The organism is Reella acinonychis, from assembly GCF_052828705.1.
Genome location: NZ_CM128256.1, coordinates 658,151 through 674,767, shown reverse-complemented (window position 1 = coordinate 674,767; position 16,617 = coordinate 658,151). Strand labels below are relative to the sequence as shown.

The following is a 16,617-nucleotide window of genomic DNA, read 5'->3' as shown; positions in this document are numbered from 1 at the left end:
CCTGATTAAAGCACCATTCTCACGCCATTAATTTTCGCTAATTCAGCATAAAGCGTTTCTACTTGTTCAATATTTTCTGCAACAATATCAATGGAGATAGAATTATAAGTGCCTTTGCTACTCACATTTTCACGAGGATTATAATCCCCCTTGGCATATTTTTGCACCACGACTACAACATCATCAACCAGATGTTCTCTGTTTTGCCCAACCACTTTGAATGTAAAAGGGCAAGGAAACTCCAACAGATCTTTTAATTGTTTTTGTGGTACTTCTGCGAGATTAACTTGTTTTTTATCCGACATAATCTTTTCCTAAAATAAGCTAAAAAAGTACCGCACTTTATAAAAAGTGCGGTGAAAATAAATTGAGTTTTCTAACTTAGAATAAACCTTTGATAGTGAGCACTAACCAATCCCAAGCACGCCCGAAAATGCCAGCTTCTTGCACATCTTGCATAACTTGGAGATTTACCGTCGCAATATCTTTTCCATCCAATTGATAAACGACTTTACCCACATTTTGTCCCTTGGCTAATGGCGCTTCTAAATATTTTTTATCATATTCAACTCGTGCTTTTAAATCCGCCTGGCGACCTTTGGAAACAGTAATAAAACCATCTTGTAGCACACCAATTACGACTTTATTGGCATCACCATAATATACTGATTTTTCTTCAACTCCTTTGCCTGCTTCTAAGGTTTTGAAAGTCTCAAAGCTATTAAATCCCCATTGGAGTAATTTTTTGCTCTCAACTTCACGACCTTTATAAGTTGGCACGCCCATCACCACAGAAATTAAACGCATATTGTTGCCATTGGTTGCTGAAGCCACCAAGTTATAGCCTGCATTATCAGTATGACCTGTTTTCATCCCATCAACATTAAGGGTTTTATCCCAAAGTAAACCATTGCGGTTAGGTTGTTTAATTTTATTGAAGGTAAATTCTTTTTCTGCATACACTTTATATTTTTCTGGCAAATCACGAATGATATGGGCACCAATAATTGCCATATCTCTTGCTGAAGAATATTGTTGAGGATCATCCAATCCATGCGGTGTCGTAAAATGCGTATTTTTTAAGCCAAATTGTTCAACATATTTATTCATCAATTCAACAAATTTATCTGTTGAGCCAGACACATGTTCTGCCATCGCAACGCAAGCATCATTCCCGGATACGACAATAATGCCTCGGTTTAAATCGGCAACTGAAACCTGTTGATTGAGATTTAAGAACATTTTTGATGAACCAGGGAAATTTTTACCCCAAGCACTTTCACCAATAGTCACCGTATCCGTTAAATTGATTTTCCCCTGTTTGATCGCATCACCTACCACATAACTTGTCATCATTTTCGTTAACGACGCTGGATATTGACGCTGATCTGGATTGAAAGATGCCAACACTGCACCTGAATGATAATCCATTAAAACATAGGTTGCGGCATTAACTTGAGGTGGCGAAATACCAAAATTTACGTCTTCCGCAAAGCTTGATAAAGAAAATGACAACAAACCTGCCATTAATGCAAGCTTGGGCTTTTTAACAGAAACATTCAACATAAAAAATCCTTAAATATGTGCAATTAAGTTATTGTGCAAGATGTAATTTTTCAACTCTTACATTCGCAATTCCAGAAGAAATCATACCAATATCCGCTGCTGCTGCGCGCGAAAGATCAATGATTCGGCCTCGAACAAAAGGACCACGATCATTAATACGTACCACAACTTTTCGATTATTGCGTAAATTGGTGACTAATACATGGGTGCCTAATGGCAAACTTCTATGTGCTGCGGTATATTTCTTGCCGCTATAAGGCTCACCGCTCGCTGTGCGACGACCATTAAATTTAGAATGATAGTAACTGGCACCACCGCGTTTATCATAATGATAAGATTTATTTTTATGCTCCGTCGTATATGAACGACCGTTCACCTTATAAGTATTTGGCTTATCCACTTGCTTTTGGACAATCTGTGGATTTTTCGTTGCTCTTTTGGCTTCTGCATGAGAAGTACAAGCCGTAAGTACAACAGCAAATATCATCAAGAATATGTATTTTGCTATTTTCATAAATAATGTTATATCCTGTTTTTATGATTACCTTTTATAAGAGTAATCAAATTCAAATTAGTTCCGTTGCGTATATAAACCTGTTCGTTTATGCGTATGAATTGACATGACCAAACCGAATCCAGCCATTAAAGCGACAAATGATGTGCCGCCATAGCTAATAAGAGGAAGTGGCACGCCCACCACAGGTAAAATACCGCTTACCATACCAATATTCACGAAAATATATACAAAGAAAATAAGGAAAGTCGCACCAGTTAAAATACGCCCAAAGGCATTTTCTGCTTGCGCTCCAATCATCAACCCACGAATAATAATAAAGAAATAAATGGCTAATAAAATTAATACACCAATCATACCATGCTCTTCACTCAATACGGCAAAAATAAAATCTGTATGAGGTTCTGGTACAAATTCTAACTGAGATTGCGTCCCCGCCATCCAACCTTTACCTGTAATGCCACCTGAGCCAATCGCAATTTTCGATTGTAGAATATGGTAACCCGCACCTAAGGGATCTTTTTCTGGATCAAGTAAAGTCAACACCCTAGTGCGTTGATAATCATGCATTAAATATAGCCACATAATTGGAATAAATGCAGCAAGGCCAACAACTGCTGCTAAAATAATCCACCAGCTCATTCCTGCAAGGAAAACCACAAAAATACCGGAAGCACTGACCAATATGGATGTTCCCAAATCAGGCTGAATTGCCACTAATAATGTTGGCACTAAAATCATTGCAAGGGCGATAAAGGTTTGCTTCCAATTAATCGGTTGCTGCTTATTACCTAAATATACCGCTACCATCAAAGGCACAGCTAATTTCACAATTTCTGAGGGTTGAAAACGAATAACCCCTAAATCAAGCCAACGTTGCGCACCTTTACTTGTGGTACCAATCAAATCTACCAAAATCAACATCACTAAACCTGCCAAATAAAGCAAAGGCGCAATTTGTTGATAAAAACGTGGCGGTAGCTGCGCCATCACAAACATGACAAAAAAGCCTAATGTCACCTGAATGATACGGTTACGAAACATGACTTCACTACCACCAGAAGCACTGTATAACACCAACAAGCCATAACCTGAAATCACCACTAAGCCGACAAAAAGCCATAAATCGAGGTGCAGTTTAGACCATAAGGAAAAAATCAAAGGACGTTTTTCTTTCATTCTGTCACCTCAGATTCTATCGTTTTTTCCACCGCACTTTTCTCATCAACATTGTCTGACTTTTTCATTTTCGGCAAACGTACATTCAAATAATAATCCATTACTTTACGCACCACCGGCGCCGCAGCACTCGAACCACCACCTGCATTTTCTAAAATAACAGCCACCACCACTTTTGGATCTTGATACGGTGCATACCCCATAAACCAAGCATGGTCATGTAAGTATTTTTTTAAATTACGCGCATCATATTTTTGCCCTTCTTTTAGGCTAAAAACTTGCGCTGTTCCAGATTTTCCTGCTGCATCATAAGCTGCGCCAGCAAAAGCTTTTCGTCCCGTACCAGCAGCTGAATGCACCACACCAAACATACCTCTTTTTGCTGCTGCCCAAGCGGCTTCATTTGGTTCTTTAATATCTTCATAAAGCAATGGATCTTTATAAGGCTCAATAACCGAACCATGTAATGCTTTCATTAAGTGCGGTGTATTTACGCGTCCATTATTCACTAAAACTGCGGTGGCTTTAGCTAACTGTAATGGCGTCGCCGTCCAATAACCTTGCCCAATCCCCACTGGAATCGTATCTCCCATCACCCATGGTTTCTTATGACGTTTTTGCTTCCAAGTTCGATCAGGCATAATCGCAGCGGTTTCCTCTTTAATATCAACGCCTGTTGGCAAACCAAAACCAAACTTTTTCATCCAAAGAGAAAGCTTATCAATGCCCAGCTTATAAGCCACTTGATAAAAATAGGTATCTGAAGATTCCACGATTGCTTTCTGTAAATCCGTATTACCATGTCCTGATTTTTTCCAATCGCGGAAACGCTTTGTGGTATTTGGCAAAACCCAATAACCCGGGTCTGAAATCGTGGTACTTGGTGTAACAACCGATTCTGTTAACGCAGCTACTGCAACAAAAGGTTTTACTGTAGAAGCTGGAGGATACGCCCCTTGGGTTGCACGACTATATAAAGGACGATCCTCATCTTGTAATAAACGTTTATAATCCGCCCCTGAAATACCACCCACAAATAAATTATTATCGTAACTTGGGCTGGAAACCATCGCCAAAATACTGCTATCTTTTGGGTCTAGCACCACAACGGAGCCTTTTTGCTTACCCAATAAATCCGTAATATATTGTTGTAGAGGTAAATCAATGGTGAGATGGATACTCTTTCCAGCAATAGGTTCTTGCTCGCTTAATTTGCGAATAACCTTGCCTCGATTATTGATTTCTACCTGTTCATAGCCCGCAATACCATGCAATTCATCTTCATAATAGCGTTCAATGCCCAGTTTACCAATATCGGTTGTCCCTGCATAATTCGCTGATTTTTCTTCTTTTTTTAATCTGGCTTCATCTTTGTCATTAATTTTAGATACATAACCTAAAATATGCGTCATTGCCTCGCCATATAAATAATTGCGTTTAAAATAAGGACGAACATCTGCACTTGGATAGGCATATTGATTAACAGAAAAACGCGCGATTTGCTCTTCATTCAAATTCGGTTTAAGCAAAATCGGGGTGTAGCGAGTGGAACGGCGACGCTCTTTTTTGAATTGCTCAATATCTTCATCTGTCAAGCCGACGATATATCTTAGCTCATCAAAAGTGCGGTCTAAATCTTCGACTTTTTCAGGCACCAAATACAAACCAAAAAAAGTGAGGTTTTCCGCTAATAAGGTGCCATTACGATCGTAGATTAACCCTCGGGTAGGCGGCACTGGCAATAATTTAATACGGTTGCCGTTGGAACGCGTTTGATATTTATCGAACTCAACAACCTGTAAATGATATAAATTAGCCAATAAAATCGCAGCGAGTACTAAAGTCCCCAGAAAAGCAACCAACGCCCGACGTACGAACAGATTCCGTTCCGCTTTATTATCGCGAATCGGTTCATGCTTCGGTGGGGCAAAAAGCTTGCTTAAAAGACGCATAGAATTGATTTCTTATTCTCGATGATAGGGATGATTAGTCGTCAACGACCAAGCACGATATAAACTTTCCGCCACAACAACACGCACCAGCGGATGTGGCAAAGTTAAAGGAGACAATGACCAGCTTTGTTCTGCCAATGCTTTACATTCTGGTGACAAGCCTTCAGGCCCACCAATTAAGAGGCACACATCTCTCCCATCATTTTTCCAACTTTCTAATTGCTGTGCTAATTGCGCTGTCGTCCAAGGCTTACCAGGAATATCTAAAGTCACAATCTTGCCTTTACCACAGCTTGTTAGCATCGCTTTGCCTTCTTGCTCTAAAATGCGTTTAATATCCGCATTTTTACCGCGTTTTCCGGCAGGAATTTCCACTAACTCTAATGGCATATCTTTCGGAAAGCGGCGCTGATATTCTTCAAACCCTGTTTTTACCCAATCAGGCATTTTGGTACCAACAGCAATTAATTGTATTTTCATAAAGTGCGGTCAAATTTATTAAAGTTTTACGCCCACAATTTCTCAAGTTGATACATATCACGACTATCTTGTTGCATGATATGCACAATTGCTTGACCAAAATCCACCACAATCCAATCTGCCGTTGCTTTGCCTTCTTCACCAAAAGTCGCAAAACCGGCTTGTTTGCTTTCATCAATCAGCTTTTGCGCTAAGGAAGCCACATGGCGACTCGAAGTACCAGTGCAGATTATCATATCATCGGTAATTGAAGACTTACCACGCACATCAATGGCTTGAATTTCGGTGGCTTTTAAATCATCTAATTTGTTCACTAAAAAATCGACTAAATTCATATTCTCTTATTTGTTTTTGGATATTCGAACGTGGAATTTTAGCATAGGATGAGAAAGATAGGAAATAATTGGTGCCCCCAGCTGGGATTGAACCAGCGACCAAACGATTATGAGTCGTCTGCTCTGACCGCTGAGCTATGGGGGCAACAGAAAAGTGCGGTCGATTATATGCAAATATTGAAATGAAGTCTAGTTTTTCCCCTCATATTCCTTTTTAGTTGTAGAATTTTTGCCAAATTCCATCGAGATTATAGTATGATGCCAATCATTCCCTATAAATCACAGATTGAACAACAGATTAAATAACAATTTCATTTATTCATTATGAAAGGATTATTTTTACGCATTATCGCAGCAGTTGCCTTATTACTTTGGGCAATTGATATGGTTTTCCCTTGGCAACAAATTATGCGTTCCGAGGCAAATCATTACACAGCTATAAAAGAACGCAAAACCTTGGTTGTTGGCACTATTAACAACCCAGTGTCCTATTTTATTCATGCCAATGGACAAGCAGGTTTAGAATATGAGTTAAGCAAAGCCTTTGCTGATTATTTAGACGTGAATTTAGAAATTAAAACGTTGGATAACAGCCAATCTTTATTTGACGCTTTGAATAAAAATGAAATTGATATTGCTGCCGCTAACTTGTTTTATCAACCACAAAGAACAGATCACTTCCAAATTGGTCCAGCCTATTATTCAGCTTCTTGGCAACTGGTTTACCGAAAAGGTGAAGCGCGTCCAACCTCTTTAGACCAATTAAATGGTCGCCTCGTTATTGCAGGTGGTTCTGAATTAGAACAATTATTACAAAACAAACAGGAAAAACACCCTCAACTCACTTGGAAAGTTGAAAATAAATACACGCAAGAAGAACTCTTATTACAACTTGCGGAAGGAAAAATTGATTATACTATTGCAAATTCCATTGATGTATCAGCCGCTAAACAAATTAAACCCCAGTTAGGTGTTGCCTTTGATGTTACCGATGAATCCACTGTGCATTGGTATTTACCCAATAGCTCTTACAGTGAATTACAAGCTGCGTTGCTCGATTTTATGAATAACGCCTTAGAAAGCGGACTCATTGCCAAAATTGAAGAAAAATACTTTAACCATTTCTCCAAATTTGATTATGTGGATATGCGTTCTTATACCAACGCCATTGAGACAATTTTGCCAAAATACACCGCACTTTTTCAGAAATATCAAGGCGATTTAAATTGGCAACTTCTTGCTGCTATTGCTTATCAAGAATCCCATTGGGACAAAGATGCCACTTCTCCGACAGGCGTTCGAGGCATAATGATGCTGACAAAAGCAACCGCAGATCGAATGAAAATTACGGATCGAACCGATCCTGAACAAAGCATTAAGGCAGGTTCAGGCTATTTACATTGGCTAATTTCTCAAGTGCCGGATACTGTGCCACAAGAAGATCGTATTTGGTTTGCTTTGAGTGCTTATAATATGGGGCTTGGGCATATGTTAGATGCCCGCCGTTTAACTAAAAATCTCGGTGGCGATCCTGATAATTGGCTAGATGTGAAGAAAAATTTACCGCTTCTCGCTGAAAAACGCTATTATGCAAATTTGAAATATGGTTATGCTAGAGGATATGAAGCCTTTCAATATGTTGAAAATATTCGCCGCTATATGAATAGCATCATTAACTACTATCGCGTGCAAGAAAATCAACAAACAAACGCTGAACAAACTCAACTTTCTATCGAGAAATCAGAATGAAGAAACTATTCGCTATTTTTACCGCTATATTCCTATTAGCAACCTCAGCTCATGCTCAGGTTAATCATACAATCAAAGGCAACATAAAAAGATACCAGGTTACTGAGCATTATTTAAAAGTAAAGAAAGGTGAACAATTAAAAATAGATCTAACAAGTCATAACCGTTTCATCTATTTTAGCTTGTTCGAACCAAATCATGCTCAAGCTATTTTTTCAAATATGGAAAATGAACATTTTCAAGGAAAAGCCAAATATAATGGAAAATATAAAATTCGAGTCTATTTAGTCAGAGCTGCTGCACGACGTAATGAAAGTGCGAGCTATCAATTAAATATTCGTCAACATTAAAATCAATCATAAAAGGGGAGCATTATGGCTGTTAGACGTACAAAACATTTAAAAAAGAACCGTTCATTTGCATTATCACAGGCACGTCGTTCTGTGCGTATCCGTAGTTTAAAGCAAGCTAAAAGTCGCTTAGCTGCTCGCCACGCCCTCTTTTTTGTGGTGCAAGAAAAAAATTAATCAGGTAAAACACATCAAATTATCACCGCACTTTTAGACGTTCATCAAATGAATGAAAAGTGCGGTGTTTTTTTTACTGATTTTTACTATCTTTTGCTTGAGTTTCTGCGCTAAATCTGTATAATCCGCACCCTACAGTCACATCCATTTTTAGTTCCTTGCTTCCGCAGATTGGTGACTGGTCTATCCCGGAGGCTGATTAACCCGTAAGGAGCAGTAATGCGTCACTACGAAATCGTGTTTATGGTTCACCCGGACCAAAGCGAACAAGTACCAGGCATGATTGAACGTTACACAGGTTCTATTAAAGAAGCTGGCGGTCAAATTCATCGCTTAGAAGATTGGGGTCGTCGTCAATTAGCGTACCCAATTAATAAATTACACAAAGCACATTATGTGTTAATGAATGTAGAAGCGCCTCAACAAGTCATCGACGAGCTTGAAACAACTTTCCGTTACAATGACGCAGTTCTTCGTAACGTAATTATTCGTACTAAGCACGCCGTAACAGAAGCGTCCCCAATGGTTAAAGCAAAAGACGAACGTCGTCCAGCTTTAGCTGAAGTTGAAACCAACGATTTTGAGGATGCTGAGGAGTAATTTGAATATTGATAATCGTTTGTCGCTCATCGGTAAAGTTGCCGAAAAGCCCAAACGAAGTATAAGCCCTAATGGCGTACAACACTGCCAATTTTTACTCGAACATCGTTCCAATAAAATAGAAGCAGATTTAACGCGCCAAGCTTGGTGTAAACTACCAGTTCAAATTAGTGGCAATGCATTAATTCAAAAAACTCAAAGCATTACGGTCGGCAGTCAACTTTTGGTCGTGGGATTTATTAATACTCACAGAACCGCAAAAGGTTCATACCAATTAGTATTACATGCCGAGCAAATCGAATTTATAGATTAGGAGACTAGCCAAATGGCACGTTATTTCCGTCGTCGTAAGTTCTGCCGTTTCACAGCGGAAAACGTAGTTGAAATCGATTACAAAGATATCGCTACATTAAAGAACTATATCACAGAGAGCGGCAAAATTGTTCCAAGCCGTATTACCGGTACTCGTGCGAAGTATCAACGTCAATTAGCTCGTGCTATCAAACGCGCACGCTATTTAGCGTTACTTCCATACACTGACAATCATCAGTAATTAAGGAGACTCGGTAATGCAAGTTATTTTATTAGATAAAATTGCTCACCTAGGTAATGTAGGTGATCAAGTTGAAGTGAAATCAGGTTTTGCTCGTAACTTCTTAATCCCACAAGGTAAAGCAGTTATGGCAACTAAAGCAAACATTGAACACTTTGAAGCACGTCGTGCAGAACTTGAAGCAAAAGCAGCAGCTTCTTTAGCAGAAGCACAAGCTCGTGCAGCACAAATCGCAGCGTTAGAAAATGTAACTATCGTTTCTAAAGCAGGTGATGAAGGTCGTTTATTCGGTTCTATCACTACTCGCGATGTAGCTGAAGCTGTAACAGCAGCAGGCGTTCAAGTAGCGAAATCTGAAGTTCGTTTATCAACAGGTCCATTACGTACTACTGGTGATCACGAAGTTCGTTTCCAACTTCATGGCGAAGTATTCGCAACATTAAATGTTGTAGTTGTTGCAGAATAATAGCTAAACATATAGATAAAACCCAGCATATGCTGGGTTTTTTATTATTTAATGTACTTCTTTAATACGTAATTCTTTAGGTACTTCAAAAACCGTATTTTCTTCACACCCCTGTAATTCTTCTACTACGGTCGCACCCAATTCTTTTAATCGGCTTATCACTGATTGCACTAGAACTTCTGGTGCAGAGGCACCCGCAGTTAAACCAATTGTTTTCACATTTTGCAACCAATCAGGATCAATATCATTTGCCTCGTCGAGTAACTTAGCAGGCGTTCCCAAACGTTCCGCCAATTCGGCTAATCGATTAGAATTTGAAGAGTTCTTTGAGCCAACAACAATCACTAAATCCGATTGCTGTGCTAATTCGCGCACAGCTTGCTGACGGTTTGTTGTTGCATAGCAAATGTCATTCTTACGTGGACCTTGAATATTAGGATATTTTAATTTCAGCGCCTCAATCACATCTGCAGTATCATCAATGGATAAGGTTGTTTGTGTCATAAACGTAAGATCATCGTCATTTCCTAAGGCTAACTTTGCAATATCCTCCACATTCTCAACCAAAAAGATACCCCCTTCTTGATTATCATATTGCCCCATAGTGCCTTCTACTTCTGGATGCCCTTCATGACCGATTAAAATAGCTTTAGTCCCTTTACGGCTTGCTCTTGCTACTTGCATATGCACCTTTGTAACCAAAGGGCAAGTTGCATCAAACACTTTAAGATTACGGCGTTTTGCTTCTTGGCGAACCGCCTGTGACACCCCATGAGCAGAGAAGATCACGATAGAATCATCTGGCACTTCGTCTAATTCTTCTACAAAGATTGCCCCTCGTTCACGTAAACTGTTCACTACGAAACGATTATGCACCACTTCATGACGAACATAAATTGGCGAACCATGGATTTCCAGTGCTAATTCCACAATGCTAATTGCTCTATCCACTCCCGCACAAAAACCTCGCGGGTTTGCTAAAATGATTTTCATATTTTAATTACAATAAATTCGTTAAGTTATTTTTGTTTTTTCGGATCATTTTTAAAAGCATCGAGCGCCAATAATCCTGCACCAATACAAATAGCAATATCCGCGACATTGAAAATTGGATAGTGCCAATCTTGCCAATAAAAATCAAAGAAATCGACAACAAATCCATGATATGCACGATCAGCCATATTCGCTAATGCACCACCAATAATCAGCGCATAAGCTGCATTTTGTAATTTCTGAAGTGCGGTATTTTTTTTCAGAAAATAAATTAATATGGCTGAAATTACCAATGCTAAAGCGATAAAGAAATACTTCTGCCAACCTGCATGATCAGCTAAAAAGCTAAATGCCGCTCCTGTATTACGAGCGTAAGTTAAGTTAAAAAATGGCAGAACATTGACACTTTCATAAAGAGCAAAGTTCTTTACCACTAAGTACTTTGTCCCTAAGTCTAAAACAAAAGTGATTATACTTAGCCATAAAAAAGATAATCCAGTTCGATTATTCATAATTTCCTAAAATAGAGAGAAATCAGATTTTTATTAGATAAAAAGTGCGGTCAATTTCACCGCACTTTTTCTACTTATTAAGCAAATTGACGTTTTTCACCTTCGCCAGCCACATTCTCCACACAACGTCCGCAAATATGTGGATGTTCTGCATTGGCACCAATATCTGTCGCAAAGTGCCAACAACGTGGGCATTTTTCGCCGTCAGCTCGTTCAACTTTTACTGCTAAACCAGCTAGTTCACCTTCAGCAACGTCTGCTTCTGATAATGGTTTCACAACGGCTTGTGAAGTAATGAGCACAAAACGTAATTCATTGCCCAATTGTTCTAATAATGGACGAATGTCATCGTTTGCATAAACCGTTACTTTCGCTTCTAAGCCAGCACCGATAAGTTTCTCATTACGAGCCACTTCTAAAACGCGGTTCACTTCTGAACGCACTTTTAACAGTTGCTGCCAGTAGTTGTCGTCTAATTTTTCGCTCTCGCCTAAGCCAAATAAGCCATCATAGAACTCTTCTGTAAAGACAAACTCTGAACGACCATCTACTTTCGGTAAGTAGTTCCAAATTTCATCTGCTGTGAATGAAAGAATTGGGGCAATCCAACGTACTAAGGCTTCGCTAATATGCCATAACGCCGTTTGGCAGCTACGGCGAGCCAAGCTATCCGCTTTGGTTGTATATTGACGGTCTTTGATAATATCCAAATAGAATGAGCCCATTTCAATAGAGCAGAAACGCATTAAACGTTGTACAACCGTATGGAATTGGTAATTATCATAAGCTTCTTTAATTTCATTTTGTGCATCTAACGCACAGCTAACTGCCCAACGGTCTAAGCTAATCATCTCTTCTGGTTTCACTAAGTCACGTTTTGGATCGAAACCGTTTAAGTTCGCCAATAAGAAACGTGCTGTGTTACGGATACGACGGTAAGTGTCGCCCGCACTGTCTAAAATTTTGTGAGAAACAGCGATTTCACCCGTATAGTCTGTTGAAGCAACCCATAAACGTAAAATATCAGCACCGTTTTTGTTCCACACTTCGCTTGGTAAAATCACATTACCAAGGGATTTCGACATTTTGTAGCCTTTTTCATCCACAGTGAAACCGTGAGTTAATACCTGTTTATAAGGTGCTTTGTTATCTGTTGCCGTTGAAAGCATTAATGAAGACATAAACCAGCCACGATGTTGGTCTGAACCTTCAAGGTACATATCCGTTTCATTGCCGTTAAATTCAGGGCGATCTTTTACTACGGTGAAATAAGTAGCCCCAGAGTCAAACCATACATCTAAAGTATCTGGCACTTTCATATATTGGTCTGCATCTGCACCTAATAATTCTTTTGGATCAAGATCCCACCAAGCCTGAATACCTTTCTGTTCAACACGTTTCGCAACTTCTTCCACTAATTCTACTGTACGTGGATGTAGTTCTTCGGTTTCTTTATTGATAAATAACGCAACAGGCACACCCCAAGTACGCTGACGAGAGATACACCAATCTGGGCGATTTTCTACCATCTTCTCAATACGAGCCTGACCCCAGCTTGGAATCCAACGCACTTTTTTGATTTCACTTAACGCTTGTTGGCGTAAGCCTTGTTTTTCCATACCAATGAACCATTGTGGTGTCGCACGGAAAATAATAGGTGTTTTATGTCGCCAGCAATGTGGATAGCTATGTTTCAGTTTACTGAATTTCAGTAATGCACCCACTTCTTTGAGTTTTTCAACCACAAGATCATTCGATTCAAACACGCCTTTGCCTGCAAAGAATGGCACATCCGCTTTAAATAAACCGTCGTTACCAATTAATCCAGCCATTTCAATGCCATTTTTCATTGAAATCACATAGTCGTCTTGACCGTGGTCTGGTGCAGTATGAACTAAACCGGTACCACCATCCGTAGTAACGTGATCACCTAAAATAAATGGTACGCTGAACTCATAGAATGGATGGTTAAAACGCAACCAAGTTAAATCAGCACCTTTTGCTTCACCAAGCACTTCAAATTGTTCAACGCCAACCGCTTTAGCGACATCTTCAACCAGATCTTTAGCTAAAATCACTCGTTCATCATTAAATTGAACAACTTGGTAATCTAAATTTTCGTGAATTGCAATCGCTCGGTTTGAAGGCAATGTCCAAGGAGTTGTTGTCCAGATAACTGCTGAAAGCTTGCCGTTACCTTTACCCGTTGCATTGAATTTTGCTAAAACTTCTTCAGAATCGACCGCTTGGAAACGCACATAAATTGAAGGAGAAACTTTATCTTCATATTCCACTTCTGCTTCTGCTAAAGAAGATGCACAGTCTAAACACCAGTGAACAGGTTTTGAGCCTTTGTATAAATGCCCATTTTCTACCGCTTTACCAAAGGCACGAATGATGTTCGCTTCGGTACGGAAATTCATCGTCAAATACGGATTATCCCAGTCACCTAAAACGCCCATACGAATAAAGTCCGCTTTTTGACCTTCTACTTGTTCAGCCGCATATTTACGACAAGCATCACGGAATTCTGCCGCAGAAATTTTCTCATTCGGTTTACCCACAATACTTTCTACTTTTAATTCAATCGGCAAACCATGGCAGTCCCAACCAGGAATAAATGGTGAATCAAAACCCGCTGCAGTTTTAGATTTAATAATAATATCTTTTAGAATTTTATTAACCGCGTGGCCTAAGTGAAGGGAACCATTCGCATACGGAGGGCCATCGTGAAGAATAAAGGTTTTTCTGCCTTTACGTGCATCACGTACTTGTTGGTAAAGATTTTTATCATACCAATTTTTCAACATTGCAGGCTCACGCTTAGCTAAATCTCCACGCATAGGGAAGCCTGTAGCTGGAAGGTTTAATGTGTTTTTGTAATCAAATTGTTCAGACATATTTTGTACCAAATGATAAATTAAAATACTGAGTTTGCTTAGCGCAAAAAATCTTAAATATTATACGCTTAAATGCAAAAAGATTAAAGAAAAGGAATAGCTTAGCCCGAGTTTTTCTCAGCTTTTTTCTGCTCACGACGTTGCTTGAAAAAATCACTTAATTTTTGACCGCACTTTTCCGCCAAAATCCCGCCAGTGATGGTGAGAAAATGGTTCATTTTGTAATCATCAAAGAAATGGAAACGCGATCCCACTGCACCTGTTTTGTAATCATAAGCACCAAAAACTAAGCGTTTAATTCGACTATGCAGAATGGCGCCAGCGCACATGGTGCAGGGTTCAAGCGTGACATATAAGGTGGTATTTAATAAACGATAGTTTTGGATTTTAGCCGCGCCTTTGCGTAAGGCAATAATTTCAGCATGCGCGGTAGGATCATGTTGTGAGATTGAGCAATTCCACCCTTCCGCAATGATGTCACCATTTTCATCAACAAGCACAGCGCCAACAGGAATCTCGCCCAAGGACTGTGCTTTATCTGCGAGCGATAATGCATATTGCATCATTTGCTCATCAAATTGTTGTTGGGAAAATTGCTGTTCCATGCTTAAACAGAAAACGGATATTTAATGGGCTCATGACATTCATAGCCAATCACTTTGAAGTCATCCATGGTTACCCAAGTTTCTAAATCTTCCAAGGTTTTAATATCTGGGTTAATTTCTAAACGCGGGGACGGAAAAGGCTCACGCTTTAATTGCACATCTCGCATTAAGGCAAGCTGATCTTCATAAATATGCGCATTGACAATTTTATGATAGGCTTGTCCCGCTTTTTTGCCAGTAATTTGTGCCATTAATGCTAAGAAGGTAAATACTTGAATTTGATTGAAATTCAAGCCCAAAGGCACATCACAAGAACGTTGGTAACTGGTTAAGTAAAGGGTGTCACCTAATAATGAAAAAGTATGGCTATACATGCAGGGGCGCAAACAACCTAACTCAAATTCACCAGGATTAAGGAAAGTCAGAATTTCACCACGATCATCAATACCTTTACTGAGGTTATTCACAATTTTTCGCAACTGATCGACAGTTTCGCCATTAGGTTTACGCCAAGCACGCCCTTGTACACCATAAACGCGTCCCATATCATCAGTGCCTTTACGCGCGGGATTATTGAGCCAAGCTTCATTTTCATTGGCATTGGCGTCCCAAGTTTTTGTGCCTAACTGACGAAAATCTGCAGCATTATCATAGCCTCGAATATAGCCTAAAAATTCAGCAATAGCCGCTTTCCAATAGCTTTTACGTGTGGTAATCAGTGGAAATTGGTTGTTCGCCACATCATAGGTCAAATCGGCATTAATCACCGTTAAACAACGTTTACCTGTGCGCTCATTTTCTACCCAAACACCTTCATCAACAATACGTTGGCATAAATCTAAATATTGACGCATAAAAACTCCCTATTTTTGCACCGCACTTTGACGGCGATATGCCCAGATCATAATCCCAATACCCGCAATAATCATCGGTAAAGATAACATTTGACCACGAGTAATCAGATCTGTTGCACTATTTACGTTATGGTCAATTTCACGTACATATTCAACAAGGAAACGGAAAAGACCATAGCCTAATAAAAATAATCCTGACACCGCGCCCATAGGTCGAGAGCGACGAATAAAGAGGTTAAGAATAAGGAATAACAACACGCCTTCAAGTAACATTTCATATAATTGGGAAGGATGTAATGGCAAACTTCCTTGGTAACCATAAGGATACATTGCCCAAGGTACCGCATCTAAGTTTTCGACAGGACGTCCCCAAAGTTCATTGTTAATAAAATTGCCTAAACGCCCTAGACCTAAACCAAAAGGAACCAGTGGCGCAATTAAATCTGAAGTCTGCCAGAAAGAGCGTTTTTGACGGAAAGAAGTCCACAACATTGCAACAATGACGCCAATTAAGCCACCATGAAAAGACATTCCCCCTTCCCAAATACGGAATAAATACAAAGGATCTTGTATAAATTGATCAATATTGTAGAAGAACACATCGCCAATACGTCCACCTAAAATCACGCCAACAAAACCGTTATAAAGGAGTTGTTCAAATTGCTCTTCAGTCCATTGTCCATGTGAATGTTTAACGCGACGTGAGCCTAGCCAATAAGCAAAACCAAAGCCTAATAAATACATTAATCCGTACCAGCGCAAGCTTAAAGGGCCGATGGAAAAAATAACAGGATCAATATAAGGCAAATGGATAAATTGTTGCATATAAAAT

The 16,617-nt window shown here is 39.4% G+C and carries 20 protein-coding genes and 1 tRNA gene; 7 read left to right on the top strand and 14 right to left on the bottom strand.

What is annotated here, in order from left to right:
• Nucleotides 1-5: 5 nt before the first annotated feature.
• From ybeD to ACUXZ4_RS03280, 8 genes are all read right to left on the bottom strand, one after another.
• On the bottom strand, nucleotides 6-305 hold the full coding sequence (gene ybeD / locus ACUXZ4_RS03315) for a DUF493 family protein YbeD (protein ID WP_464973627.1): 300 nt from the start codon (nucleotides 303-305) through the stop codon (nucleotides 6-8).
• Between the two features lie 76 nt (nucleotides 306-381).
• A complete protein-coding gene (locus ACUXZ4_RS03310) occupies nucleotides 382-1,566 on the bottom strand; it encodes a serine hydrolase (protein ID WP_464973626.1) in 1,185 nt (394 codons plus the stop codon).
• A gap of 28 nt (nucleotides 1,567-1,594) precedes the next feature.
• Nucleotides 1,595-2,080, bottom strand: coding sequence for a septal ring lytic transglycosylase RlpA family protein (locus ACUXZ4_RS03305; protein WP_464973625.1), 486 nt, complete (start codon nucleotides 2,078-2,080; stop codon nucleotides 1,595-1,597).
• Nucleotides 2,081-2,137: 57 nt separating this feature from the next.
• On the bottom strand, nucleotides 2,138-3,259 hold the full coding sequence (gene rodA / locus ACUXZ4_RS03300) for a rod shape-determining protein RodA (RefSeq protein ID WP_464973624.1): 1,122 nt from the start codon (nucleotides 3,257-3,259) through the stop codon (nucleotides 2,138-2,140).
• Nucleotides 3,256-5,211, bottom strand: a complete 1,956-nt coding sequence (gene mrdA / locus ACUXZ4_RS03295; RefSeq protein ID WP_464973623.1) for a penicillin-binding protein 2 — start codon at nucleotides 5,209-5,211, stop codon at nucleotides 3,256-3,258. The genes rodA and mrdA overlap by 4 nt, the downstream gene beginning before the upstream one ends.
• A gap of 12 nt (nucleotides 5,212-5,223) precedes the next feature.
• Nucleotides 5,224-5,691: a 23S rRNA (pseudouridine(1915)-N(3))-methyltransferase RlmH gene (gene rlmH, locus ACUXZ4_RS03290; protein ID WP_464973622.1), complete on the bottom strand. Its 468-nt coding sequence runs from the start codon at nucleotides 5,689-5,691 to the stop codon at nucleotides 5,224-5,226.
• A gap of 26 nt (nucleotides 5,692-5,717) precedes the next feature.
• Complete coding sequence (rsfS, locus tag ACUXZ4_RS03285) at nucleotides 5,718-6,026, bottom strand: ribosome silencing factor (protein ID WP_464973621.1); 309 nt, start codon at nucleotides 6,024-6,026, stop codon at nucleotides 5,718-5,720.
• Between the two features lie 69 nt (nucleotides 6,027-6,095).
• Nucleotides 6,096-6,171: transfer RNA gene (locus ACUXZ4_RS03280), tRNA-Ile, on the bottom strand.
• A 179-nt stretch (nucleotides 6,172-6,350) separates the two neighbouring features.
• On the opposite strand from ACUXZ4_RS03280, the gene mltF reads away from it, so the two are divergent.
• The 7 genes from mltF to rplI all read left to right on the top strand — a co-directional run bounded on the left by mltF (nucleotide 6,351) and on the right by rplI (nucleotide 9,921).
• Nucleotides 6,351-7,775 (top strand): membrane-bound lytic murein transglycosylase MltF, encoded by a 1,425-nt coding sequence (mltF, locus tag ACUXZ4_RS03275; protein WP_464973620.1) that lies wholly within the window; start codon nucleotides 6,351-6,353, stop codon nucleotides 7,773-7,775.
• On the top strand, nucleotides 7,772-8,125 hold the full coding sequence (locus tag ACUXZ4_RS03270) for a hypothetical protein (protein WP_464973619.1): 354 nt from the start codon (nucleotides 7,772-7,774) through the stop codon (nucleotides 8,123-8,125). The genes mltF and ACUXZ4_RS03270 overlap by 4 nt, the downstream gene beginning before the upstream one ends.
• Before the next feature lie 24 nt (nucleotides 8,126-8,149).
• On the top strand, nucleotides 8,150-8,302 hold the full coding sequence (locus ACUXZ4_RS03265) for a hypothetical protein (protein WP_464973618.1): 153 nt from the start codon (nucleotides 8,150-8,152) through the stop codon (nucleotides 8,300-8,302).
• 219 nt (nucleotides 8,303-8,521) lie between these two features.
• The gene (gene rpsF / locus ACUXZ4_RS03260) at nucleotides 8,522-8,902 is read left to right on the top strand and encodes a 30S ribosomal protein S6 (RefSeq protein WP_464973617.1); all 381 of its coding nucleotides are present in this window, start codon (nucleotides 8,522-8,524) and stop codon (nucleotides 8,900-8,902) included.
• Nucleotides 8,889-9,215 carry a primosomal replication protein N gene (priB, locus tag ACUXZ4_RS03255; RefSeq protein WP_464973616.1) on the top strand — a complete coding sequence of 109 codons (327 nt, stop codon included), beginning with the start codon at nucleotides 8,889-8,891 and terminating at the stop codon, nucleotides 9,213-9,215. The genes rpsF and priB overlap by 14 nt, the downstream gene beginning before the upstream one ends.
• 12 nt (nucleotides 9,216-9,227) lie before the next feature.
• Nucleotides 9,228-9,455, top strand: a complete 228-nt coding sequence (gene rpsR, locus ACUXZ4_RS03250; protein WP_005759927.1) for a 30S ribosomal protein S18 — start codon at nucleotides 9,228-9,230, stop codon at nucleotides 9,453-9,455.
• 16 nt (nucleotides 9,456-9,471) lie between these two features.
• On the top strand, nucleotides 9,472-9,921 hold the full coding sequence (gene rplI, locus ACUXZ4_RS03245; RefSeq protein WP_464973615.1) for a 50S ribosomal protein L9: 450 nt from the start codon (nucleotides 9,472-9,474) through the stop codon (nucleotides 9,919-9,921).
• 48 nt (nucleotides 9,922-9,969) lie between these two features.
• On the opposite strand, the gene ispH is transcribed toward rplI, so the two are convergent.
• The 6 genes from ispH to lgt form a co-directional block, all read right to left on the bottom strand.
• Entirely contained in the window at nucleotides 9,970-10,914 is a 945-nt protein-coding gene (gene ispH, locus ACUXZ4_RS03240) for a 4-hydroxy-3-methylbut-2-enyl diphosphate reductase (RefSeq protein WP_464973614.1), read from the bottom strand.
• 26 nt (nucleotides 10,915-10,940) lie between these two features.
• Nucleotides 10,941-11,426 (bottom strand): signal peptidase II, encoded by a 486-nt coding sequence (lspA, locus tag ACUXZ4_RS03235; RefSeq protein WP_464973613.1) that lies wholly within the window; start codon nucleotides 11,424-11,426, stop codon nucleotides 10,941-10,943.
• A gap of 77 nt (nucleotides 11,427-11,503) precedes the next feature.
• Nucleotides 11,504-14,326, bottom strand: a complete 2,823-nt coding sequence (gene ileS, locus ACUXZ4_RS03230) for an isoleucine--tRNA ligase (protein WP_464973612.1) — start codon at nucleotides 14,324-14,326, stop codon at nucleotides 11,504-11,506.
• 101 nt (nucleotides 14,327-14,427) lie between these two features.
• Nucleotides 14,428-14,931, bottom strand: a complete 504-nt coding sequence (gene tadA, locus ACUXZ4_RS03225) for a tRNA adenosine(34) deaminase TadA (protein WP_464973611.1) — start codon at nucleotides 14,929-14,931, stop codon at nucleotides 14,428-14,430.
• A gap of 2 nt (nucleotides 14,932-14,933) precedes the next feature.
• The gene (locus tag ACUXZ4_RS03220) at nucleotides 14,934-15,785 is read right to left on the bottom strand and encodes a thymidylate synthase (RefSeq protein ID WP_464973610.1); all 852 of its coding nucleotides are present in this window, start codon (nucleotides 15,783-15,785) and stop codon (nucleotides 14,934-14,936) included.
• A 9-nt stretch (nucleotides 15,786-15,794) separates the two neighbouring features.
• Nucleotides 15,795-16,610 carry a prolipoprotein diacylglyceryl transferase gene (lgt, locus tag ACUXZ4_RS03215; RefSeq protein ID WP_464973609.1) on the bottom strand — a complete coding sequence of 272 codons (816 nt, stop codon included), beginning with the start codon at nucleotides 16,608-16,610 and terminating at the stop codon, nucleotides 15,795-15,797.
• Between the last annotated feature and the right edge of the window lie 7 nt (nucleotides 16,611-16,617).